Origin of the sequence: Ampullimonas aquatilis, assembly GCF_049675895.1 — a bacterium.
GTDB classification, from domain to species: domain Bacteria; phylum Pseudomonadota; class Gammaproteobacteria; order Burkholderiales; family Burkholderiaceae_D; genus Ampullimonas; species Ampullimonas aquatilis.
The window spans coordinates 2,697,668-2,722,652 of sequence record NZ_CP183834.1 but is presented as its reverse complement, the minus strand read 5'-3'; the positions used below and the strand labels follow the sequence as shown (position 1 = coordinate 2,722,652).

Below are 24,985 nucleotides of genomic sequence, written 5' to 3'. Positions count from 1 at the left end.
TTAACCTCCACTGATGGCTTGAATCACTTCAACCCGATCGCCCGCCTGCACAAGATGTTGCGCCCACAAGTTCATCGGAATCACCTGGCGATTGACCGCAACGGCTACCTTGCGATGCGCCAGTCCCAATTGCTGCATCAAGGTCATCACGGGCACGCTGCTGCCCAATTCATGGTCGGCACCATTGAGTTCAATTTTCATATTCTCTCTTTCAAAAAGACAATGAAATCTATGAATGAAAAATCACAGCCATGCTTATTGCTGTTGATAAATCTCACTGCCTTTTTTCACAAATTCGATTGACTTGGTGGCCATCCCTTTGGCCAGTGCATCGGCCTCACTGACGCCTTGCTGATTGGCATAGTCGCGCACCTCCTGAGTGATTTTCATGGAGCAGAAATGCGGTCCGCACATGGAGCAAAAGTGGGCTACCTTGGCAGAATCCTTGGGTAAGGTTTCATCATGAAATTCGCGGGCCTTGTCCGGGTCCAGCCCCAGATTGAACTGGTCTTCCCAGCGAAACTCAAAGCGCGCCTTGGATAGGGCGTTGTCGCGTATTTGCGCACCCGGATGACCCTTGGCCAGGTCGGCCGCATGGGCTGCCAGCTTGTAGGTGATGATGCCGTCTTTCACATCATTTTTATTGGGTAAGCCCAGATGCTCCTTGGGCGTGACATAACACAGCATGGCCGTGCCATACCAGCCAATCTGGGCGGCACCAATGGCGCTGGTGATGTGGTCATAGCCCGGTGCAATATCGGTGGTTAATGGGCCGAGTGTATAAAACGGCGCTTCATGACACCAGTCCAGTTGCAGATCCATATTTTCTTTGATCAACTGCATCGGTACATGACCCGGGCCTTCAATCATCACTTGTACATCATGTTGCCAGGCAATCTTGGTCAGCTCACCCAGGGTTTTCAGTTCTGCGAGTTGTGCTTCATCATTGGCATCGTAAATGGAACCAGGACGCAAACCATCACCCAGGCTGAATGACACATCATAGGCTTTCATGATTTGGCAGATGTCTTCAAAATGGGTATACAAAAAGCTTTCCTGATGATGCGCCAGACACCATTTGGCCATGATCGATCCGCCGCGGCTGACAATCCCCGTCATGCGATTGGCCGTCATCGGGATATAACGCAGCAGTACCCCGGCATGGATGGTGAAGTAGTCAACGCCTTGTTCGGCCTGCTCAATTAGCGTGTCCCGAAAGATTTCCCAGGTCAGGTCTTCGGCCTTGCCATTGACCTTTTCCAGCGCCTGATAAATCGGTACGGTACCAATTGGTACAGGAGAGTTGCGGATGATCCATTCACGGGTTTCATGAATGTGTTTGCCGGTGGACAAATCCATCACGGTGTCGCCACCCCAGCGGATTGCCCAGGTCATTTTTTCAACTTCTTCACCAATGGAAGAAGTCACGGCCGAGTTGCCGATATTGGCATTGATCTTGACCAGAAAGTTGCGGCCAATAATCATCGGTTCAGATTCAGGATGATTGATGTTGGCCGGAATAATGGCGCGCCCCGCGGCCACTTCACTGCGCACAAATTCGGGCGTGATCAACTGAGGAATATTGGCACCAAAGGTTTCGCCCCGATGTTGGCGTAGCAACAGATCAGCCATCTTCTGGCCGGTTTTGCCAGTGGCTTGCAGCCTGGCCAGATATTGTTCACGCTGCAGATTTTCGCGAATGGCAATGAACTCCATTTCCGGTGTGATGATGCCTTGACGGGCGTAATGCATCTGCGTCACATTGCGTCCGGCTTGCGCCTTGCGCGGTTGGCGATGCAGATTGAAACGCAGTTCGGCCAGCTTGGGATCATTGAGGCGTTCGATACCGTAGTGCGATGTCGGGCCGCTCAGTTGTTCGGTATCGGTACGTTCAGTGATCCAGCCTTCGCGAATTGGTGCCAGGCCAGAACGGATATCAATCTTAACGGCAGGGTCAGTATAGGGACCACTGGTGTCATACACCGTGACCGGTGGGTTGGGTTCGGCACCAAAGCTGGCAGGTGTGGGTGACTGACTGACCTCACGCATGGGCACACGAATATCAGCACGTGAGCCGGTCACATAGGTTTTGTGCGATTTAGGAAAGGGCGCCAACGCAGCTTCATCAGCTGTGGCCAGTTCGGATAAAAATTGGGGATTGGCGTTCATTGCATTCCTTGCAAATAAAAGCCAGCAAGGAGTCAGTTTGAGATGTTGCGGTCAGTTGGCAGAGAAGTCCAGTGACGGCGTGGGGCAACATCATCAAGCTTCCCTACGCTGGTATGATCCAGATCAGGTTCAAAGGGTTTTTCTCACCCAGCTCATGCCGGGACCCCTAGCTTGGAAATCTCAAGTTCTTGCAACATGCCTGAAAAGATTCAGGACGGTCTGTGCACTTGGCGACTTCTGTGGATGATTGTAAAACACTCTTGCAATAAAAAGCTAATTAGATCTTCTACCAATATGGGTATTGTTCATAGTCAAAAGGTTGAGACAACTGTCTCAACCTTTTGACTATGTTGGTTTGAATTTTCAATCACGACCAATGATTTATTGAAAATTCAATACAGGAAGTTTAATGCATTAAGGACACCATCAAATCCCGGATTTTGTCTTTCCAGGAAGTGGGTGGTGGCACATAACTGTCATCAGGAAATTGCGTCGCGTCTTTCAGTATCTGCTTGGGCTTATTGAGCGCGGGCGTGCCATCGTTAAAGAAAAAACCAAAGCGGCATTCGGCACCCGGCAGGCCTGGATCATATTTGGGCGAATCAGGGTCCGCTGTGCGTGATGGCTCGCAGACGTTGGGCAGGAGGCGATCGCGCAGTTCAAACAGGGTGATGAACTGAATCATGGATTGCTGTTTCTTGAGTTCGGCTAAATGCTTTTTGATGCTTTGACCACAGACATTCATCGATTCGCTGCCATTGCGATTGATATAGGGTAGCTCCTTGTTTTTGCCATAGATCTCGGCGCAGTTGAATTCATTGATATGTACAGGGCGATTGAATTTTTTCAACAACCCCATTGGACCGCCACCCGTTTGCCAATAGGCTGTGGCGGTTTTGTTGGGGTCTTGTTTTTCACCCAGGTTAAACCAGGGATCGGTATTGACGTCACGGGTGTTGACGAAAAGATAGGTGTGATAACCCACCACATCAAAGCTGACTTTTTTATTTAGCATGTAAATCAGAAAACCGCTGATGCCATTGTCGGTGGTACCAAGAATGGTGCGTAAAGGCTTACCGGTTGCTTTTTTGACATCATTCATGGCAGCGGCAATGCCACGCAGGGCTGCTGCCATGGTACGGCCACATTCGGTGTCATACACGTCGGGCGTGAGATAGGGTGCGTTTGCCTGTGGATGACGGATATCCTTATACAGATTGACTTCGTTTTCCATCTCAAAATCGGTTACCCATTCCGCCAAGCCCTCAATCTGCGCCTTGGCATCGTTATAAACATTTTTCTCCACGTCAGCCTGATCGCCCGGGCAGTTGGTGTTGTAATTCAATTTGGGTGTGCCACCCACTGCTGCATCAAGGTTTTGTCCCGTTTTCACGCGATAGGCTAATTCAGTCGAAATAATTGCTGTCGTCGTTATGCCATTACTTTTGAGTGTTTTCACCACATCAATCAAACGCTTGGTTGGGGCACTGGAGCCACGAACAAAATCAGGATCGGTATCATGCAGATTCTGTTTTTTTGAAATATCCAGGCGTAAATGCGTCAAGCCGTTGGTTCTCATCACCCTGACCATTTCCTGCGGATCTTCATCCTGATCATGCCAGCCAATTCCAAAAGTAGTGGCCTGGCTGGCGGCACTGACCAACAGCAGGTTCAAGGCCGTCAGCCAAAGAATGGGACGGAAGCGTGGCGCTTGGGTATGCGAAAGAGGGGTATGTGATGGCTGCATGGGTTCTCCTAAAATCATGTGGCAAGTTTACTCGAGACGCAGGCCACTTAAATCTGCTATTGCGCCAAGCATAAAAAAATGGCTTGTGCCTGGTTGCTGTGATTTGATTGATCAGGATCAGACTGGCCAGTGACAGCTTTTGACAATGCACCGCAATGTCATTGGCTTGTGCGAAGATAAGCGACTTCTCATCGTTACGTTTTATTCATCAAGGCACATTACTCATGTCTCGGCTGTCCTTGCGATTTAACCGCTTTGTCCGACAACACAGTTTTGCGCGACATTTTGCGCGGACGGCGGTATTGAGTGATTTTCCAGATGACCGGCAAGATGCCTTTCTTGCTGCGGCGAGCCTGCCCTCTCTGGTGCAGGCGGCGCAATTAAACGGTCCCGATTTGCTGACCCGGCTGGATAGCCATGCCGATGGCCTGAGTGACAGTGCTGCCAATGCCATTCGCAAACGGGTGGGCAGTAACAGTGTGCGTGAAGAGCGTCCTGTGCCAGGATGGCTGCATTTATGGCATTGCTATCGCAATCCCTTCAACCTGTTGTTGACGGTATTGGCGGCCATCTCCTGGTACACCGGTGATAACAAGGCGACGGTGGTGATTGGCACGATGGTGGTGATCTCTACAGTGGTTCGTTTTGTTCAGGAGTTACGTTCCAGTCAGGCGGTCGATGCGCTCAAGGCGATGGTCAGCAATAATGCCAGTGTTTTGCGCCAGTCTGGGCAGCCTTTGATATTGCCCATACAGCAACTGGTGCCTGGTGATGTGGTGCTGTTGTCAGCGGGTGATATGGTGCCGGCTGATTTGCGGGTGCTGCAAGCCAAAGACCTGTTTATCAATCAGTCCACCATGACGGGTGAATCATTGCCGGTGGAAAAATTTGGCCATGCACTGGCGGCCGATATGGTTCGCCCCGGTGGCGCACTGGAACTCAATAATCTGTGCTTCATGGGCACCAATGTGGTCAGCGGTTCGGCCACTGCCGTGGTGGTGCATACCGGGGAACATACCCTGTTTGGCGCACTGGCTGAAAAAATTGCGGCGCAGCCAGCACCAGACAGTGCGTTTCAGATTGGGGTCAATCAGGTCAGCTGGTTATTGATCCGTTTCATGTTGATCATGACGCCCCTAGTGTTTCTCATCAATGGCTTGACCAAGCATGACTGGCTGGAAGCCTTTCTCTTTGCACTTTCTGTTGCCGTTGGTTTGACGCCCGAGATGTTGCCCATGATTGTGACCACGACCCTGGCCAAGGGCGCGATTTTGCTCTCGCGCAAAAAAGTGATCGTCAAGCGCCTCGATGCCATTCAAAATTTTGGTGCCATGGATGTGCTCTGTACCGACAAGACCGGCACACTCACCCAGGACAAAATTATTCTGGAGCGACATATTGATGCCTGGGGCGCGCCTTCCGAGCAGGTGCTGGGGTTTGCCTACCTCAATAGCTATCATCAGACCGGCCTGAAAAATCTGCTCGATGTCGCGGTACTCAAACATGCCGAAGTGGATCGCATTCTGGAAGGCATGCACCGCTATAGCAAAGTTGACGAGATTCCGTTTGATTTCGTGCGGCGGCGCATGTCGGTCGTGGTCAGTGAGGATAACGATCATCATGAACTGATCTGCAAGGGCGCGCTGGAAGAAGTATTGTCAGTTTGCGCCCAGGTACAGCATGGTACGCAGGCTGAGGCACTCACTGCTGATTACCTGGCCACCATTCATCAGCTTACCGCCCAGCTCAATGGTGATGGTCTGCGTGTAGTGGCGGTGGCGATGAAAGAGCTGCCACGCAGCGAGCGCGCCTATGGTGTGGCCGATGAGGCCGAGTTGACCTTGATGGGTTTTGTGGCATTTTTAGATCCACCCAAAGAAACCACCGCGCCAGCACTGCAGGCGCTCCAGCAACATGGGATCAGCGTCAAAGTACTGACGGGGGACAACGAACTGGTGACGGCCAAGATTTGCAAGGAAGTGGGGCATCCAGTGCAGGGCTTGTTATTAGGGGCTGCCATTGACGCCATGTTGGACCCTGAATTAGGCCAGGCAGTTGAACACAGCACGGTGTTTGCCAAGCTGACGCCGACTCACAAGGAGCGCATTGTGCGCATGCTGCGCAATAATGGTCATGTGGTGGGTTTCATGGGTGATGGCATCAATGATGCCCCCGCTTTGCGTGCTGCTGACATTGGCATTTCGGTTGATTCTGCGGTCGATATTGCCAAGGAGGCCGCTGACATCATCTTGCTGGAAAAAAGTCTGATGGTGCTCAAGGATGGGGTGCTGGAAGGTCGCAAGACGTTTGCCAATATGCTCAAGTACATCCGCATGACGGCCAGCTCCAACTTTGGCAATGTGTTGTCGGTGCTGGTCGCCAGTGTGTTTTTGCCGTTCTTGCCGATGCTGCCCTTGCATCTGCTGGTGCAAAACCTGATGTACGATTTTTCGCAGGTGGCGATTCCCTTTGATGAAGTCGATGCGCCACAGATTGCACAACCGTTGCGCTGGCAACCCCAGGCTATCAGCCGCTTCATGTTTTGCTTTGGGCCGATCAGTTCACTGTTTGATATTTTGACTTTTGCGCTGATGTGGTGGGTCTTTGCGGCCAACACCCTGGCGCAGCAAACGCTGTTTCAGTCGGGTTGGTTTATCGAGGGGCTGATTTCGCAAACCCTCATTGTGCACATGATCCGCACCCCTTTGTTGCCCTTCTTGCAAAGTCGAGCGGCCTGGCCATTAATGTTGACCAGTGCGGCCATCGTCACCGTCGGTATCTTTTTACCGATGGGACCATGGGCACATTACTTCAAGCTGCAAGCTGTGCCGTTGAGTTACTTTCCTTGGCTGGGCTTGATTGTCGCCGCCTACCTGCTACTTGCCCAAACCATCAAGGTCTGGTTTCGGCAGCGTTATGGCTGGCAGTGAAGTGGGGATAGACGATTATCTGGAAAATTCCAAGTGCTGAGGTAAGGCAAATTCTTTTTCACCACAAAGAATATGAAGTGAAACCCACTTAAAACTTCGCTGTTTGGCACTTGACGTCACGAAATCTGTGAACTGCAAGACATCGTGTGCACCAAGGACAATCTTTAAGTCGCCTTGTCTGATAGCGAAGTCTGGGACGGCGTTGGAATAAAGAAAATATGCAGTCCCCAAACCAAAACAGCGTTGTGCTGACAAGGTTTTTCTCTGAATCCTGTGTGTCTTTGCAGTGGCAAAGGTGTTGTTTTTTCTTGGCACCCTTGATGTCTTGGCAGTCAGATTGATTATCAATACTACCCAATAGTAAAAAAATACCCCATCTATTTATGCACTATAGAGGGGGTATTTTTAATGGTACTGTAAGGGAGTACTTATTCTCTGGCAGGTTTTTCAGTAAAGTGCCCCGCTAATCCTTGCCATCTGACATCAGATCGAGCTGTTTAATGGGCTTATTTGAGTGATTTCAGTTTGCCAATATCCAGCGCCGCGAGTTGTTTTTTCAGTGCGTCCATTTCCAGGCCGGTGCTTTCGCCTTCGACGATAAAGCGGTCGGCAAGCAGGGTGGTGAAGCTGGCTTCACCGGAACTTTTATGAAACTCTTCTTTCACAAACTGGCCGTCCACTTTGTGGATCTTTTCGTAGCCATCACTGTTTTCCTTTTCCGATTCCATCATGCCAAAACCGGCAATCATCGCAATCCCTTTGGCACCACCGGTGTCCGTCAGGGTGATCTTCAAGCGCTTGCCCTGGCCATCGTCGTAATGCGCTTCAGCGTTGGAAATAGTGATGCCCATCATGCCGTTTTTCTGGCTTTCAATTTGGGTACGTTTGAAGTCGCCCAGAGTTTCAGGCAGCAATGCCTTCAGTTGTGCGGCATCAACCGGTTCCACACCGCCAGCGCCACCAGCCAGCGCGCCAAGTACGCCAGCAGCGGCTTCCATTTGCTGTTTGGTATCGCCACTTTTTTCAGCGTCGGCCATTTTTTTGCTGGCGGCTTCCATCTTGTCACCCATTTCCTTGAGCTTGGCGAGTTTGTCATCAGCCGAGCCGGTGCCGGTTGAGCTATCAATGGTTTTACCAATACCCGCCACGCCAGGCAGACTCAGGCCCATGGTGGAAATGCTGCCCATTACCGCGCCAAAAATCAGGCTTAAAACAAATGCGCAAATCACAATCACCGCGGTATAGGGCAGGGCTTTTTCGGCTGGCGTTTTCATCAGGACGGGCAGACCCATATAGAGCAAATAAAGTCCGTATAAGCCACCCAAGAGCGCGAGGATGGTACTGCCCGGGAGGATTTGCAGCACGGCAGCAATCCATGCTGGCGTATAAGAATAGGCCGCCAGTTTAAGTGCCTGCTGCTGATTTTGCTGACTGGCAAACGTGGGTGCCAGGGCATTGATCAGCCAGCCAATTAAAAATACCGACAACATCCCGACTACGACATGCAGCAAGGCTGACGAGATACCACCGCTGATGGAGCGATGCGTTCCCAAAAACGGAATAGAAATCCCAATGATGCCAATGCTGATAAAAGCGGCCACCGCGCCAATGCCAACCAGGGGTGCAACATAGCTTTTATAAAGGGTGGCGGTGTCCGTGGTTTCTGCCTCAATGACCGGCCATTCGGTCTTGGGCGTGAGCAGAATGTTTTTGACGCGATCTACCAGATTCATTGTGTTCTCCCTGTTGTTGGTGTCAGTTGGGTGCGACTTGGGCAAGCTTTCATGTTGGCATAGTGGCAGCGGCCATTGTAGCGAGGTTTTATTAAAAATTTCACAGTCTGAAACATTTGTGGTCAGCCCTGTCTGACAGCACAGTCCATGCCCGGACGACAGGCAAAACGATTCTAGTGGCGCAAACTACCATCATGTTCCAGACAAATTGAAAGGAATCACCATGAAAACACTGACTTTCTGGATTATTGGATTGCCACTGGGTTTGTTGGTGACACTTTCATTGATGGCTTGAGTAGCAGATTAATTGAAAAATCAATCAAGCAGCAACGAGCGCTACATTAATCATTACTCGCTCGTGTCAAACATTTCGACATTATCAGATAGCAAGCTACGTCTTAACTATTGACCTAATTGACAGGAGTTCTCATGAATGAAATCAAATCCCCTCAACTTGATGAAGCACTCGATAACGCCGCCGAAACAGCTAGTAAAACGGAAGAGGCATTGCGCAATCAATATCAACGTTTTATCGGCGATGTGGAAGAGCTGCTCGCGCAAGCCGAAAAAACCGGTGGCGAAGGTTTTGAAAAACTCAAGGAAGAGTTTTCAAGCAAGCTCCAATCTGCTAAGGCCACCTTCACAGAAAGTAAAGGTCCTGTGTTGGATCGAATCTACGCCAGCGCCGATAAGGTCAACGACTATGTGCATGCCAACCCCTGGAAAACCGCGGGTATTGCCGCCGCTGTTGGTGTCGTGGTCGGAACCCGATTGATCTTGAATGTGGTCAATACCTTTGCCGACCATGAGTAGGCAGGCAAGTAGACAACATCGCAAACACACTGTATCCGGCCTGGCTTTAGCTAGGTTTTAGCCTGATCGATTTATCCCGCTGTCTCCCACCTTTGCTGGCCCTTTGTGGCCAGCTTTTTTATATGGATATTGCCACTGTCTGAGTGCTTATGCCGGATGCAGCAACCAACCCATATTGGTTGACATTCATCAATATGCGGTCGCATCAACCTATTCATCATCCAACAAAGTTAAACTAGAGCCCATTTCACTTTTTGATTAGCTATCTTGACGAATCGCTCTTCTTCTATTGGTATCATTGGGGCCGGTATTGCCGGACTGGCTTGTGCACAGGCATTGGCCAAGGCCGGATATACCGTAACGTTATTTGATAAAAGCGCTGGTGTGGGTGGACGCATGGCCACCCGCCAGACCGAGCTGGGTGGTTTTGACCACGGTGCCCAAGGTTTCACCGTTCAAACGCCCGAGTTGGCGGCCTGCCTGCGTGAGCTGGGGCAGACTCAGGTTTGGCCGCATGATGCGCAATTGCATCTGGGCCAGCCCGGCATCAACAATATTGTGCAAGCCTTGGCCGATAGTCTGAAAGATCAGATGACGCTGCGGCTTAACCATCGTGTCAAACGCATTGAAGCTGTTGGTCAACGCTGGAGTGTGAAGATCGACATTGCCAGCAGTGATAATGATATGGAGCTCACCGATGGTCTGTTTGACGTCCTGGTAGTGGCCGCGCCCGCCGAGCAAGCGGCTGATTTGCTGATTCTGGTACCCTGGCTCGAAGCCCGGGTACGCAAGGTCAAGTCTTTGCCGGTTTGGGTGTTGATGCTGGCCTTTGCCGATGCCTTGCCGGCTGATGCGGTGGCTCATGTCATGCAGGGCAGGGGCTTGCAATATCCGCCACATCATCGTCTGGGCATGATTGCCCACGAATCCGGTAAACCTGGTCGCCGTGCGGGCGAGCGTTGGGTGGTGCATGCCAATCCGGTCTGGTCGGCCGAAAATCTGGATGAAGCTGATGACCGTGTGCGCGATAAACTGCTGCTCGCTTTTCAGGAAGTCATGCAAACCAATCAACGTCCGGTACATGCCGTGGTACATCGCTGGCTATACGCTTATCCTGCGAATCCCATGATTGAGCCCTATTTGTGGGATGCCGATTATCGGGTGGGCGCCTGCGGAGATTGGCTCATGGCTGGTGATTCCGACCATGCCCGTCACCCGGATCGGCGGATTGAGTCGGCCTGGCAAAGCGGCCTGGCCATGGCCCGAGAGATCCTGGCGCACAAGGGCTGATAAACAGTCTAAATTTATACTGGGTATTAGTATAAATTTAGACTGTTTATTTACGCACCTGAGATGGGGTATTTATAACGATACTCTGCCAAATTGAATGGTTTGACGGCTAATGATGAATGCCCAGTCCGGGCATGATCAACTTGCCACCGGGGATTTTTTCAGCAAAACGAATGGTCTGATCTTCCAGTTTCAGCAGCCAAGGGCGCAGACGCAGTGCCGGTTTTTCAATACACCACCACGAAAAGCCGGCCAGCATGGCAATGATGGGCAAGGAGACCAGCAGGTTCAAATACCAGTGCTGGCCGGTTGGGCCAAGCACCGCCGCAACCGCCTGTTGAACCGGAAAGCCATAAAGAAAAATCCCATAGGAATAGTCACCGCTCGTCAGAAACTGATTTTTCCTGGGTTGCATCAGACCCAGATAAACGGTCAGGTACGTCACTGGAATCGGTGCCAGATAATCACCCAATGGTATGGATAAGCATATCAGGCTGGCAAAGAGGGAAAGCAGGCCAAAACCATGAGTCCAGACAATTTTCTGGCGAAACAGGTACATCGTGATGCCAAATAAAAAGCACAATAACAAGATTGGTCCGGAGACGGTGGAGATGGGTTTGACGCCTTTGATCAGCACATAGTAAATAATGAAAAGAATATTCAAACTGACGACACTGAACAGCATCAGGCGTGGCCTTTGTGCGATACCCAGTAAGGCCAAAATGCTGATGCTGGCGTAACAGGCAAGTTCAAACGGTAACGTCCAGAGTTGCAGATTGACTGAGTTGGGCCAGGGGTTGTGGGCAAAGACACCAGGCAAATAATAATGGATCTCACCAATGAGATTGAGAAAATAACTGCTAAATTGCGGGTCCGAAAAATAATCGGAGAGGTGTAAATCCGTGAACAGTGGGCCTAACAAAAGTGCCCCGATTAACGTGTCGACCGCCAGGGCTGGTAACAGGCGAATAATGCGCAAACCGGCAAACGACACCAGTGTGCGGCAGCGCTCAAAACTGCCCGCAACCAGAAAGCCGCTTAATGCAAAAAACATGGGCAAGATCAGCGCCAACACCGAGCGTGCTGGACTATTCCAAATCAGTTGATTGATCTTTTCACCATAGCAAACATTGATGGTATGACAACACACCACCAATAAGGCCAAGGTGATGCGCATATAGTCAAAACCGGTAGGGCGATTATTGGCCGCAGCTAAACGATCAGCAAGTGTGGTGAACGCGCCGCGCGTGTCCTCCGTCATTGGAAGAGACATTTTGACAACCCCCTGGCTATTTTTTGAGTGGCACTTTGTAAAATGGACCAAAATGCATTTTGCAACCTATCGCAAAATGTGTTCCAACGTCTATTTGATTGGGGTTCAGTCTTGTTGGTCGTCAAAAGTGCCAGGGTTTTCCCGGGCTTTGTCAAAAGCACCGACAACCGGATTTAGTCATCCTTGGGTCAAGGCAAGCCCAATATGATCACCCTGGCGGTGACTGATTCAGTTGGCCAAAGTACGGATGTCATGCCGGTGGCGACCGCAATTTTTTGTTGTCCATGATATTCATAAGTAATGACGCCACCACCAATGGCACCACCAATCTTTTCTCCCCAGCGTTGCTGGCCAGTACGTGCATCAACCGCATAAAAATTGCCACCCATATCGCCAAAAAGAACCAGATCACCGGCAGTACTCGTCACACCACTCAAAATGGGGTAATTGCTTTTCAGACGCCACTGCCAGGCACCGCTATCGGCATCGGTGGCATAGAGCCAGCCGGCCCAATCCTGATGTGGGTCTTGTTTGCCAAAGGTGTGAAAGGGGTTGCGGCTGGCCATTCCTGCCCAGGTTGCCCCGTTTTGGGTGTCTTTGATTTGTGCTGTGTTTTGCATGGTGACGGTTGTGCACCAGTCAATTTCACCCACCATGACCAGATTGGTCTTGGGGTTGTATGAAGGGCCATTCCATTCGGCACCACCCATTGAACCAGGGCAAAAATGGGTACCGGTTTCGGTGGAAAATTCGGCCTCGGCATTTTCAATACGGGTAATCGCGCTGCGATACAGGGGTTGCAGGTTGGCAAGATCAAATCCATATAAATAACCATTCTTGGGAGCGACGGAAAGTATTTTCCTGCCACCTCTGGTTTGAAAAATGGCAGGTGCGTTGGACACATCCCAGTCATGCCAGTCATGTGGTACAAGCTGCAGGTGTTGCAGATATTGGCCGGTCAGCGCATCAAGTATGACCACCGAACCCGAATAAAGATTGTCACCAGCACGGGCACCTTTAACAAAATCGGGTGCAGGATTGCCAGCAGGTATATACAGTCGCCCGGTATCTGGGTCGAGCGAATAGCTTGTCCAGCTGGCACCGCCAGAAATGGGAACATCATTGGCATTGCCCCAGCTTGCTACAGCGTCAGCCTGACTGTCTTGCGAAGGACTGCGGTTGATAGCTTGGTGGTCTTTAGGCACCAGATAAAATTCCCAGATGATTTTGCCGGTGGCAGCATCCAGTGCATACATCCGGCCTTTGACACCTTTAAAATCACCACCCGCATTGCCTATGAATACCCTCCCGTGCCAGGCAATCGGCGCTGCAGAAACCGATTCGCCTTTGCTGGCATCGGCAATCAGCGTGCTCCATAGCTTTTGTCCGGTTTTGCTGTCATAAGCCAATACCTGGCCGTCCTGCGAGCCACGAAATAATCGTCCATCCGCATAGGCAGCCCCCCGATTGACGCCTTGTAACAAGCCAGTCTTAAAGGTTTCATGAGTACGCCAGTTTTCCTGGCAATTGCCTGGATCGAGTGAAAATATATCGCGCTCAGTGGTACCAATTAGCATGCCATCAACCATCAACAGACCAGTCTGAAAAATTGAATATTGGCCAGTGTCATAACTGCACAAGACTTTGAGTGACTGGACAGAATCATTGTTGATTTCTGTCAATGGCGTAAAACGTTCGCCAGTCAAAGAGCGGTTAAAGCTCGGCCAATCGTGGGTTTTTTTACTGGCCACATTCGTATCGTTAGCTTGTTCTGTAGAACCTGAGACTTGAGGTGCGATGATAAAGCCAGGCGCGGTTTCTAGAACCAGTGTGCCAGTGGGGTGCGTCATGTCCATGAATAAACCACGACCCAGGCTGACGATAGGAGCGAGCCTGTAACGCAGGAAAAGCAACGTGACGAGTAAAAGCATTCCGGCAACAAACAATGCCAGGTAGAGCCGCAACTTCTTCTGGTTCATGATAGATGGTATGAAAATAAATCGGCACGGTCATGTGTGATACTGACTATTAAAAGCGTAATTGCCGATCCAAGCAAATTGTTTGTGAGGTCATTTGTACCTTACAAAAGAGTCGATGAGATAGTTTTCTAAATGAAGCGTCTGTTGGTCAATATACTGACTGATCGTTTAACTACAAGAGTAGGTTACTGTGAAGTGTTTAAAGCTTTAGTGATCCTAATTTATCTTCAAACCACTAAAGGTATCAAAACAATATGCCAATGTATCTGGCAATTGAGAACTATTTAACGAGGACAAAAAAATAACTCTGTCATTTTGTGAATTGTTCAACGACTAGCTCAAGCTAGGTTGCTACCATTTGTCGGCTATTGCTTTGAGTCGGGAGCTAATCCGACCTTATCCATTTTCAAGAAGTGCCGATGAAGCCAGTCGACCAACAACATCAATACACGGGGATTCAGGCGTTACGCTTTTTTGCGGCCTTGTTGGTGGTGGCTACCCATGCCAGTGCCATGATTGCTGAGCGCCTTATGCATGGCTCAGTCAAGGATTTTTGGCGCACTGGTTTAGCTGGTGTTGATATTTTCTTTGTCATCAGCGGTTTTGTGATGACCATGTCTGCCCAGCGTTTGCTGGATCGTCCCAATGGCTGGACGATCTTCCTGGAGCGACGCATGATTCGTGTCGTGCCGATGTATTGGATTGCGACGACACTCAAGCTGTTGCTGGTTTTGGCGATGCCTGCGCTGGCCTTACACACGCAACTCACCGCAGAGCGGGTACTTTCCTCGTACTTGTTTTTTCCCAGTCGGAATGCGGATGGCGATATTTTGCCAATCTTGTCAGTGGGCTGGACACTCTCTTTTGAGATGTTGTTCTATCTGGTTTTTGCGGCAGCCATGTTCATACGTTTCTCGCCAGTGCTGATCAGTCTGGTGCTATTTAGCATTCTGACTCTTTGTGGTCTGTTGTTTAAAACGGTCTATTCGCCTGCCGTCTGGATGTTTCTGGATGGCTTGACACTTGAATTTGTGATGGGCATGTTGATCGCTCAGCTATGCCTGAAAAAAATAAGCGTACCTGCCCCGATTGGTTTGCTGGGTATTGTCTTGGCGGCTGCTTTGATGCATTTCTTTACACCACAAGATGCCGCCTTGTCGATGCCGGTACTGGCCTGGCGTTTTGTTTACTGGGGATTGCCAGCCATGCTGTTGGTAGGAAGTATCGCTTTGTTGGAGCCTGCCATTGCGGGTAGAATGCCGAAACTTTTGCTATTACTTGGTGATGCATCCTATTCCTTGTATCTGTTTCATACGATGCTGATACCCGCAATCGGTGTGATTTTCATCAAGCTCGGTTGGCTCAATCCGCAGTTCTTGTTGATGGTGTGTCTGATCGTCAATCCGATTGTCAGTCTGCTTTTTTATCATTATCTGGAATTGCCGCTGACAGAATGGCTCAAGCGCTTACGCGGATCAAAAAAAATTAAAAATGAAGCCACAGCAGCCTGATGGCGATGACTCAACAGATTATCCAACCTAATCGTGCTTAAAGAATTGCTATGTCAATGGCTGCACCAGAACAAAATCAACAACAATATTTGGGAATTCAGGCTTTGCGTTTTGTTGCTGCCTTTTTTGTATTGATCGCACATACAACATTTGGCGTTTCAGAAAGAATTGATCCTGATTACTTTACCTGGCACAACGGTGCCATGGGTGTTTATATGTTTTTCATCATCAGTGGTTTTGTGATGATGGTGTCGTCGCAAAAACTGATGGGGCAGGTAAATGGCTGGAAGATATTTCTCAAGCGTCGCCTGATTCGTATTGTGCCCATGTATTGGTTGGTCACGACCATCAAGTTGTTGGTAGTTCTTTTGATACCGGCAGTTGCCTTGCATTCAAGTTTTGAAATCTGGCACACACTGGCTTCCTATCTTTTTATACCGGCACGCAATGTCGAAGGCTTGATTCGTCCGATTCATGCAGTGGGTTGGACGTTGACTTATGAAATGTTTTTCTATCTCGTGTTTGCCACGATGTTGTTTCTGAGGAGACCCCCACTGCCTTATATGCTGGTTTTCTTTTGTATTCTGGCGTCAATTAATTATATGATCCAGTCCGACGAAGGCTATCCGGCAATTGTGTTGTATAGCAGACCGCTCATCTTGTATTTTCTGATGGGCATGTTGCTTGGACAGCTTTGTCTTAAAGGATTCAGACCACCCGTCTGGCTGAGTGTGACAATGTTAATCATCGGTTTTGTCGTTCTGTTTATGCAACCGCATATTGAAACGGAGCTGATCTGGCCAGATTTTTATCGCTGGGCACCACCTTCGGCGTTCATTGTTTCAGCAGTCGCATTTTTAGAGCCGCAGTTGAAAAAATTTATGAGCAAACCACTTTTGCTATTGGGTGACAGTTCTTATTCTCTGTATCTGTTTCACCCAATCATGGTGCCAGCCATTGCGGTGTTATTGGCAAAATCTGGATTTATTGATCCCAACATTGCTGTGGTACTGATCCTGATATTGATGATCACCGTGTGTTTGGGCATTTATCTGATTCTTGAGAGGCCATTGACTGATTATCTCAAGAATCACCTGCGTTAATCCGACGTATCTAAAGTCGAGTTCCCAAGAATTATCAACAATTCCCAAAGCTTGTCACATCCTTCCGTTTTACCCGAGTCCATAATGCTGGAATGCTAAGCCGGACAGTCATTGTGGAGTAGGCCGTGTCGTTCCGACTCTTTTTACGGATCATTCAAGCGCGTCAGAAAATTGTGTTAGCTGCGGTACTGATTTTTTTGGGTACAGCATTGCTGACAGGGGCCATCATGCCCAAAAAATACACGGCGACAAGTCAACTTGTTGTCAGTGCCAAACTGCCTAAAACCGAAGACAACGCACCACTTCCCGAGCCTTTGCCTGCTGATGTGGTATCCACACAGATGGATTTAATTTATAGCGATGCTGTTTTGCAAGAAGCAATTAGCCAGCTTAAGTTGAATGAAGATCCTCAGTTGCACGCTATGTGGCAAAAAAAATGGCATGGCAAGGGTGATTATGGTCAGTTTGCGATGGATTGGTTACGCAAAGGACTGGTCATGACACAGGTTCAAAAACGTAATATTTTCAAATTGGATTATTCGGCAAGTACGCCTGATGCAGCCATTCAATTCAACAATGCCATCCTGGATAGTTACATCCGGGTGAGTGCCCGGATCAAAGCTCGGCAATATGATCAATATATTGCTTCTTTGCAGGATAGTATCAGGCAGCAAAAGGTGTCTTTGGATGAGGCACGTATGAAGCTGCTGTCTTATGAAAGTGAAAACTTATACATGGTTCATGATGCCAAAGCCCGATTGGCAGCATTGACGCAGAGTCAATCGGTACGTAACCAGCGTTTGGTCAATGAACGGCGCCAGGAAGCGACTGTCTTGAATGAGTTTGAGAACGAAAGAATCGCATTGCGCAGTCGTCAATTGGCACTCAACAAGATATTTCAGGACGAGGCGCCATTACTTGAACTTGATAACAGCCGGATCACGGATTTGATCGGCAGGCTCAATAAGGCGCGTGAGCATCAGCAAGAATTTGACACGATCATTGATATTGATACCGCCTGGTTGCAGCAATTAAATAGTCAGCTTGCACGCGTCGAAGTAGAACAGGCCAGGTTGCATGGTGTTGACAATGTGGCTCAACAACCGGAGTCGAGCGATGAAATCAACGTCAATCCAGCTGTGCAATCTTTGAAAACCGAAGTGATTACCTTGCAGGGAAAATTGCACGAACTGGCTAATCAGTATGGCGAAAATTATCCGCTCTATCAAAAAACAAAACGGCAATTACAAACACAGGAAGTGGCTTTGCAACAGCAAATGAGTCACCTCAAGCAGTCGATGAATACCAGTAGACAAGGTATGGATGATCTTGCCGCACAACTTAAACAGGCTATCACCGCGCATAAAGCCAGGATGCAAGCTTTTCATCAGGTCAGAGATAATTATTCTCGTCTTAATAAAGAATTAAAGGATAGCGAGCGCGATGATGCACTTTTACAGCAACGTTTGTTAAGCGCCAAACTGGAAGGTGCGCCGCAAAGTGGTGACGGTGCTGTTTTGGCGCGTGCGGTAGCACCAATAGAAGCCAAAAATCCTGGCATCTTTTTGATTGGAGTGTTGTCATTGCCCGTTGGTATTTTCTTTGGTCTTTGCCTGGCTTTACTCAATGAATTATTGGAGCGGCGGGTACGGCTTGTCAGCGATATTCAACAGTCGTTAAAAACTAATGTCTTGGCTACTTTGAATAGTTCAAATGGTTTGTTGTCGTCGGCGGGAAAAATCGATAAAGAAATCTTAACCAATGATGATGACGCTCGTGTCGAGCCATCAGCGAGCCAACAAAATAGCACTTATCAGGCAGATTACCGTGATGACCGAATTGGGCAAACTTTATTGGAAGCAGGACGCTTACAGGAAGCCGATCTCAAGCGGGTGATTGACTATCAGGCCACCCACCGGATGCGCTTTGGTGAAGTTGCAATCCTGTTAGGCATCCTCACTCAGCAAGATATCGATTTTGCCCTGTCGCAGCAATATGGGCATACCTGGTTCAGCAAGGCGGACCGCAATCTGAGTCAATTCCTGATCACGGCATTTCATCCGGTCAGCAAGCAAGCCGAGCAGTTTCGAGACTTGCGGAGCCAGGTACAAGTTAGCTGGTTAAAGAGCCAGCCAACTAACAAGGCATTGGCAATACTCAGCGCTGATCGTAATGAGGGACGCAGTTATATTGCGGCCAATCTGGCAATTTCATTTTCGCAATTGGGTAAGCAGACGCTTCTGATTGATGCCGACTTCATCAATCCCTGTCAGCATATTCTTTTTAAACTTGAAAATCTGCGCGGGTTGTCCCAAGTATTGTCCGGCAAGGCTGGGGTAGATGTGGTTGAACAGATTGAGGGATTGCCTTACCTGTCTGTCATGACGGCTGGCAAATTATTTGAAGGCTCATACAATCTTCTCAAAGAAGATCGCTTTGTAAAGCTTTTGCAGGAAGCCAATAAGGTATTTGACATTATCATCATTGATACCATGTCTTCCCGATCTGGCATGGAAGGACAGATTGTGGCCAATTTATGTGGCCAATCCATTTTAATCAGCAAGCAAGACACTAGCTTATTGGTGCAACAAAAGGAACTGGCGCGCAGTCTGCGTGAATCAGGTGCGCAAGTTTTAGGAACGGTCATTAATGAGTACGATCATGCCTAAAACCTTAGCGTCAAATCTGTTGGGAGCCGCTCAGTGATGTCGCTGTTGCCATTTCAACTTTCAAGACTCGGCCTGATCAATCTGACGGCGTTGCTGGTGCTGATTCTTTTAGGTTTGGTAGCCGGTATTGGCGGCATGCCGGTACTGCTGGGTTTATTAGGTATTGGTATATTGATATTGATGCTTTTGCTGCTGCGTTTCAAACCTAATACTGCTGATCTGCTGTTAATGGGCGCATTTGCAGGTTTCTGGATTTTTCCGTTGGTCGGACGATTCATTAAACCTGGTTTGTTTGCCTACTGGCAGTTTTATATGGTTGGGGCATCACTGGTCGGTATTCCGTTCTTTTTGCGATCTTTAAAAGCCCGCAATAATTTCTGGATGTACCTGGCTTTAAGCAGTTTTGCCATTTTTCTTTTATGCGGTCTGATGTCCACCATGTATGGTCATACCACCACGATTCCGGCGGTTGCTTTTCAGTTATTTGCTGATTTCAAGCCTTTCCTGCTGATCGTTTTTGGTTTTGGTGTGCGCTGGGACAAGGTGACCGAAAAGAGTGTTTGGACGATGATCAATACTGTCTGGTTCCTTATGCTGGTTTTTGTTTTATGGGAATGGGCTTCCCCAGCGGCGTATTATGGCCTCTTCACCAAAATTGATTTTTCGGCGGATCCTGCCAACTTTTTTCCTTCACGTGCGGTTGGTTTTTTTGAGCACTCTTCGATGCTGGCATCAGCCAGTGCCAATCTGGCCATTCTTTGTGCGATTCGTATGTTCATGAATCAACAGTTTGATCGAAAGAGTCTATTCTTTCTGATCATGTATTTGCTGATGCTGGTCTGTTCAGTGCAACGCCAAGAGCTGTTAAGTGCTGTCGCTTGTCTTGGTTTGATCCTGATGTTGATCAAGCCTGAGCGCGTCAAGATCAATACCTTGTTGGCGGTATCCGCAATGGTGGTCCTGCTGGGTACTTTCTGGATTGTCTTTTCCGACAATATGACTAAAGAAGCCTCTACCTGGGGTCTGGGTGAGGGCGGTCATGTCGAACATCCCCGCGCCCAGATTTTTGCCGGTAGTGTGTTGCTGGCAAACAAAAACTTTCCATTGGGTTCTGGGTTGGGTACCTATGGTGGCGCAGGTGCTGAAAAATACAATCAGGCCGTCTATGAGGAGTTGGGATTTAAAAACTATTGGTGGTATGGTCGTGAGAATTATCTGATGGATATGTACTGGCCCAACCCGATTGCTGAGGCAGGCTATATCGGCAGTGGCTTTCTCTTGCTGGCCTACTTCTTTCTCTTTGCACATGCCGTGAGCCGGGCGCTGAAAAATAACGGGCCACCCCGCGCTTATTGGTTGGGCGCTGCTTCCAGTATGTTGTATATGCTGCAACTCTCGATGAGTTCGCCGTCATTTCAGGATGCCCGTTTGTTATTTATTCCAGCCTTGTTATATGGTTGGGCCAATGCGAAAGAAAAGGAACAAGCTGATGCAACTTCTTAAAGCTGCTGGCTGTGCTGGCTTGTTGTGGAGCCTGATGCTGCCTGTGCGGGCCAGTGATTGCGTGACAGGTAGTCGTGAGACTGTTGTGCAGATCAATCCTGCTGCGTTGGTGCGTAGTGAGGTGCCACGTGAGCTATTTGGCTTCAATTTGCCTTGGTGGGCATTCCAGGTTGGCCTCACCAAAGATGGCCAGGTCAAGCTTGAGGTGGTTGAGTATCTGCAACCTTTTGCGGGGGCGCTGTATCGTTATCCGGGGGGCACGCCGTCCAACTGGTTTGACTGGAATATGGCGATGAAAGCATCGGCGCAACGCACGCCAATTCTGTTTGATTTCAATATGTATGTGACGCCACAGTTTGGCTTGCCCGAGTTCACGCAGTTTCTTACGCAGGTCAATGGCCGGGCGATCCTCACCATGAATCTGGTCGGGCCGTATCTCAAGCCGCAATCGGCCAATATCATCAGTCAGAATGTGCTTGATATTGCCAACTATCTCAAGACCGGGCCGCTGCATTGCGTGAGCGGCAAGGACTGTCCGATTGCTTATTGGGAGCTGGGTAACGAACTGGACTGGAAGCCGATTTACTGGTCGGCCAAGCAATATCTGGCGCAAAGCAATGCGGTTGTGCAAAACGTGTCCAAGGTCTATCCTGATCTGGATTGGGTGGCCAATGGCAAGACTGCACCCTGGGAAAACAAATTGTCGATGAGCAATGAGTTTGATCCGTTGCTGGCGCAGGGGCAGGTGAGTCAGGTCAAAAAGGTGGCGTTTCATCCTTACTACGATGGCATGTCGATTCCCAAGTCGCTTGACTATCTGGCAGAGCTGAAAAAGGTGTGGTCGGCACGCGGGGCCGATGGCAAGGTGCTGATTACCGAGCATGCGCGCTGGCCCAGTCAGCCCTTGATTGGTAAGTGGGAAGACCGCTGGTACGAAGGCAATAGCCTGGGCGGTGCCTTGTCATCGGCCGATTTTATGCTGGCTATCATTCCCGATCCCATGGTCGAGGCTTCCAACTGGCATGCGCTGGGTGTGGAAGGCCCATGGCAATTGTTTCGCTGGAATCGCCAGCAAAATACCGTTTATCCCAACCCGGTTTACTGGGGTTTGCGTGCACTGCGTGAAGCGCTGCTCGATAAGGTGGTGCAAACTGCTTATGAGGGCAAGGTCGATGGTAGCTATGCGGGTGGTTATGATTTGCGCCTGGTTGCCATGCGCAGTGCCGACCAGAGCCAGCGCAGCCTGTTGGGTGTGAACCGTTCAGCCAAACCTGTAAAGCTGGTACTCAATTGGCAAGATGGTAAATTGGCAACGGACAGCCAATGGCGTGTAGTGACGGGCAAAGGCGAAGAAGATGACAACACCGATGCCGCCCCTCGCAAAGTGACCATGCAAAAAAATAGTCTGGATAAAAAAGATGCCGGCTTTGTCTGCGTGCCACCCAAGTCGATTTTTTCAGTGCTGCAAAAGGTGGCCGGGTAGTGGTGAAGGGTTGATTTAAACCGCCAAGAAAAATATTTAAATTCTATATATTTCTCCGCTAAGACACGAAGAAAACAACTTGTTTGAGCTGTAAAGTTTTATCAACGGAGTCTGGGGACAGAGTAATACTCTGTCCCCGTGTTAAAGCTGCGTAGTTTTATATCTGCTTAACTTCGAGCTCTTGGCAATTGGCAGTTCGAACCAGTCTTTCAAACCCAAACCATTTAAATCGTCGCCTTGCGAAACACCAGGCTGAAGTTATTGGCGGGCATGGGGTTGATTTGTGCGAGGATCAGGCCCGCATCAAAGCCAGCTTGTTCAACGGCTTCCATATCCCGCACGCCATATTCGGAGTTGAGTTCTTTCAGCCATACTTCAAAGGTTGCATTACTGGGCGCGGTTTGTTGGCCATAGCGCTGGTAGGGGCCATAGGTATAGAGCAGGCCGCCTTCGGACAGAATATCGGCGGCATGTTGCATCAGGCCGAGGGTGGCTGCCCAGGGTGAAATGTGGATCATGTTGATGCAAAGTATGGCGCGAATCGGCGGGTTGAGTTTGGGTAATGCCGGCCAGTCGGGCTGCATGACATCCAGTGCCAGCGGGGCGTGCACATTGCCAAGCTGTTGGTGGGCAATCCAGGCGTTAATGGATTCACGCGATGGCGCATCGACGTCACTTGGTTGCCAGGACAAATGCGGCATGGCCTGGGCAAACCAGGTGATGTGCTCGCCCGTGCCACTGGCGATTTCCAGCACCGTGCCCTGGCGCGGCAAAATGGCCTTGAGAATCTCAAGGATGGGTTCGCGGTTGCGTTCAGTGGCTGGCGCAAAACGCCGCAGGTCAGTCATGGGGCAGTCCATTTCTACAAATAAGCTTTTTACCGGGTTTGGTGCAACGGTTGGTGCAGCTTTTGCGCAATAATCGCGGCCGTTTTCAAACTGTCTCAAAGCAATCAATATTTTTCAAATATAGGGTTATTTCAGGGAGTATGAGCTAATATTAATCGCTTTAGTGCGTATATATTGGTCTTTAAAAAATACCTCTATATAGTATATTTTTCGATTCACCTTGAACAATTTCTCGGACAATTCTGACAGACAATCATAGCCACAGGGCTATCCTAGCAAGAAGCAATCCGCTTAAGAGGTATTGTTTTTTCTCTAACCTTCCACATCACTTCAGCATTGGGGCAATCATGGCAAGTATTCTGGCATTGGCAGGCAGTACCCGCAAAGACTCATTCAATCGCAAGCTGATTCATGTCGCCGCACGTCTGGCCGAACAGCAAGGTGCCAAGGTCACACTGATTGAATTGAAAGACTACGACTTGCCGCTCTATCAGGGTGATCTGGAAGTCGACAGTGGCGTGCCCGACGCCGCGATTGCGCTGAAAAAACTGTTTCTGGCGCATCAAGCTGTGTTGATTGCCGCGCCCGAGTACAACGGCTCCATCACTGCCTTGCTCAAAAATACGATTGACTGGGTGTCACGCCCAACCAGCAAACTGGAAGGTGGCAATAATGGTGCCGCGCCTTATCAGGGCAAGGTGGTGGGTTTGATGGCGGCGTCTCCTGGTGCGTTGGGCGGTCTGCGCGGGCTGGTGCATGTGCGGCAGATCTTGACTAACCTGGGCAGCATCGTGCATCCCAGTCAGGTGGCCATCGGTGCGGCAGGGCAGGCGTTTGATGCGGATGGTCAGCTCAAGGATGACAAGCAGCGCCAGATGGTGAATGACCTGGTCAAACAGGTCAACCAGACGGCCGACAAATTGGCTTGAGGGTTTGTTGCAGGCCAGCGTGTTTGTCTACAAGGTGCCAGGCGTATCAAGAAAAACGCTGTCACGGTGTTGAAGCGTCAGAGTGTCGACAGGATTCACTTTGATTTTTTTAAAAGTTCAACCGTTAAATAATTAATCGTATTTCAGTCAAAGCCGGTCGAGCAGGATGCGCTGCGCATGGCGTGTCAGCTGAAAACCCTTGACCGGATCGCCCATGGCGCGCAAGGTATCCAGCAGCCGCACAATTTGTTGTGCGTGTTGCTGCATCATCGTTAACAAGGCATCACTTTCACATTGCAAAGCATCCTGGTCGGGGCTGGGTTGCCGGTTGATCCAGCAATGTCCTTCGGCATGATCTTCCAACCGGTCACCTACGGTCATCAGCGTCAGGCGATATAACTCGGCCTGAATGGCATCGCGCTGCATTTGTTGTTGGCGTAGCAGCATGCTCATCCGCTGAGGGTTGGGCGAGGTTTCGGCTATCGTCAATTCCGCCGGATGGCTTGCAGCGCTGGTTTTGGCCGTGTTGCCAGTATTGCCTTGATCCACGTGCTGTGCCAGATGAGCAAAGGGCAGATTGAGGCTGACTGGCAAGGCGATGCCATTAATCGATTCTGGTGTGGTTGACGCAGCGACAGTCGTTGTTGCCGGATTGGCTGGTTGCGGTTGGATTGTTGAAGACGCCGCCACTGACTCAGCCATCGTCTGGTTCAAAGTGGTGGCGGGCTTGATCAAGCTGGTTTGAGTGGCCAGTGTTGGGCGGGTTAAGCGATGCGGTGGTGCAGGTATTGGAACAGATATGACTGTTGCTGTTTTGGTTGTGCGTGTTTTTTCAAGCGTCGCTGCGGATGACTGACTGGTTTGGGGCACATGCGACAGCCACAAGGTCAGCGTGACCGCCGGTGTTGGCGGGTCGGCTGTGACTTCGTGATGAAGCCACAGCCAGGAATAAAAAAACACACCATGCAGCATGGCTGAAACAAGGATGGAGAATTTCAGGTGCAT

General features: G+C 49.7%; 17 protein-coding genes and 1 riboswitch. Of the genes, 9 read left to right on the top strand and 8 right to left on the bottom strand.

Going from position 1 to position 24,985, the window contains the following annotated elements; all coding sequences use genetic code 11:
• From thiS to ACMYR3_RS12660, 3 genes are all read right to left on the bottom strand, one after another.
• Positions 1 to 201 (bottom strand): sulfur carrier protein ThiS, encoded by a 201-nt coding sequence (thiS, locus tag ACMYR3_RS12670; protein WP_424192303.1) that lies wholly within the window; start codon positions 199 to 201, stop codon positions 1 to 3.
• A 54-nt stretch (positions 202 to 255) separates the two neighbouring features.
• Entirely contained in the window at positions 256 to 2,169 is a 1,914-nt protein-coding gene (gene thiC / locus ACMYR3_RS12665; protein WP_424192302.1) for a phosphomethylpyrimidine synthase ThiC, read from the bottom strand.
• 83 nt (positions 2,170 to 2,252) lie between these two features.
• A riboswitch (TPP riboswitch) is annotated at positions 2,253 to 2,347 on the bottom strand.
• A 228-nt stretch (positions 2,348 to 2,575) separates the two neighbouring features.
• On the bottom strand, positions 2,576 to 3,916 hold the full coding sequence (locus tag ACMYR3_RS12660; protein ID WP_424192301.1) for a hypothetical protein: 1,341 nt from the start codon (positions 3,914 to 3,916) through the stop codon (positions 2,576 to 2,578).
• 224 nt (positions 3,917 to 4,140) lie between these two features.
• Between ACMYR3_RS12660 and mgtA the strand changes: the two genes are divergently transcribed.
• Positions 4,141 to 6,846, top strand: coding sequence for a magnesium-translocating P-type ATPase (gene mgtA / locus ACMYR3_RS12655; protein ID WP_424192300.1), 2,706 nt, complete (start codon positions 4,141 to 4,143; stop codon positions 6,844 to 6,846).
• Positions 6,847 to 7,352: 506 nt separating this feature from the next.
• Here mgtA and ACMYR3_RS12650 read toward each other — a convergent pair.
• Entirely contained in the window at positions 7,353 to 8,579 is a 1,227-nt protein-coding gene (locus tag ACMYR3_RS12650; protein ID WP_424192299.1) for a Yip1 family protein, read from the bottom strand.
• A 429-nt stretch (positions 8,580 to 9,008) separates the two neighbouring features.
• Between ACMYR3_RS12650 and ACMYR3_RS12645 the strand changes: the two genes are divergently transcribed.
• Positions 9,009 to 9,392, top strand: coding sequence for a DUF883 family protein (locus ACMYR3_RS12645; RefSeq protein WP_424192298.1), 384 nt, complete (start codon positions 9,009 to 9,011; stop codon positions 9,390 to 9,392).
• A 267-nt stretch (positions 9,393 to 9,659) separates the two neighbouring features.
• Positions 9,660 to 10,682 carry an NAD(P)/FAD-dependent oxidoreductase gene (locus tag ACMYR3_RS12640; protein WP_424192297.1) on the top strand — a complete coding sequence of 341 codons (1,023 nt, stop codon included), beginning with the start codon at positions 9,660 to 9,662 and terminating at the stop codon, positions 10,680 to 10,682.
• Positions 10,683 to 10,791: 109 nt separating this feature from the next.
• On the opposite strand, the gene ACMYR3_RS12635 is transcribed toward ACMYR3_RS12640, so the two are convergent.
• Complete coding sequence (locus ACMYR3_RS12635) at positions 10,792 to 11,955, bottom strand: acyltransferase family protein (RefSeq protein ID WP_424192296.1); 1,164 nt, start codon at positions 11,953 to 11,955, stop codon at positions 10,792 to 10,794.
• A gap of 188 nt (positions 11,956 to 12,143) precedes the next feature.
• The gene (locus ACMYR3_RS12630; protein ID WP_424192295.1) at positions 12,144 to 13,934 is read right to left on the bottom strand and encodes a pyrroloquinoline quinone-dependent dehydrogenase; all 1,791 of its coding nucleotides are present in this window, start codon (positions 13,932 to 13,934) and stop codon (positions 12,144 to 12,146) included.
• 419 nt (positions 13,935 to 14,353) lie between these two features.
• Here ACMYR3_RS12630 and ACMYR3_RS12625 point away from each other — a divergent pair, with 419 nt between their 5' ends.
• The 5 genes from ACMYR3_RS12625 (at position 14,354) to ACMYR3_RS12605 (ending at position 22,203) form a co-directional block, all read left to right on the top strand.
• Positions 14,354 to 15,445 carry an acyltransferase family protein gene (locus ACMYR3_RS12625; protein ID WP_424192294.1) on the top strand — a complete coding sequence of 364 codons (1,092 nt, stop codon included), beginning with the start codon at positions 14,354 to 14,356 and terminating at the stop codon, positions 15,443 to 15,445.
• Positions 15,446 to 15,501: 56 nt separating this feature from the next.
• The gene (locus ACMYR3_RS12620; protein ID WP_424192293.1) at positions 15,502 to 16,548 is read left to right on the top strand and encodes an acyltransferase family protein; all 1,047 of its coding nucleotides are present in this window, start codon (positions 15,502 to 15,504) and stop codon (positions 16,546 to 16,548) included.
• A gap of 125 nt (positions 16,549 to 16,673) precedes the next feature.
• A complete protein-coding gene (locus ACMYR3_RS12615; RefSeq protein ID WP_424192292.1) occupies positions 16,674 to 19,217 on the top strand; it encodes a polysaccharide biosynthesis tyrosine autokinase in 2,544 nt (847 codons plus the stop codon).
• A 36-nt stretch (positions 19,218 to 19,253) separates the two neighbouring features.
• A complete protein-coding gene (locus ACMYR3_RS12610) occupies positions 19,254 to 20,720 on the top strand; it encodes a hypothetical protein (RefSeq protein WP_424192291.1) in 1,467 nt (488 codons plus the stop codon).
• Positions 20,707 to 22,203, top strand: coding sequence for a hypothetical protein (locus ACMYR3_RS12605; RefSeq protein ID WP_424192290.1), 1,497 nt, complete (start codon positions 20,707 to 20,709; stop codon positions 22,201 to 22,203). Before ACMYR3_RS12610 ends, ACMYR3_RS12605 begins: the two co-directional genes overlap by 14 nt.
• Before the next feature lie 224 nt (positions 22,204 to 22,427).
• On the opposite strand, the gene ACMYR3_RS12600 is transcribed toward ACMYR3_RS12605, so the two are convergent.
• On the bottom strand, positions 22,428 to 23,051 hold the full coding sequence (locus ACMYR3_RS12600; protein WP_424192289.1) for a DUF938 domain-containing protein: 624 nt from the start codon (positions 23,049 to 23,051) through the stop codon (positions 22,428 to 22,430).
• Positions 23,052 to 23,398: 347 nt separating this feature from the next.
• Between ACMYR3_RS12600 and ACMYR3_RS12595 the strand changes: the two genes are divergently transcribed.
• Positions 23,399 to 23,980 (top strand): NADPH-dependent FMN reductase, encoded by a 582-nt coding sequence (locus ACMYR3_RS12595; RefSeq protein ID WP_424192288.1) that lies wholly within the window; start codon positions 23,399 to 23,401, stop codon positions 23,978 to 23,980.
• A 147-nt stretch (positions 23,981 to 24,127) separates the two neighbouring features.
• Here the strand turns inward: ACMYR3_RS12595 and ACMYR3_RS12590 are convergent, their stop codons facing one another.
• Positions 24,128 to 24,985, bottom strand: a complete 858-nt coding sequence (locus ACMYR3_RS12590) for a hypothetical protein (protein ID WP_424192287.1) — start codon at positions 24,983 to 24,985, stop codon at positions 24,128 to 24,130.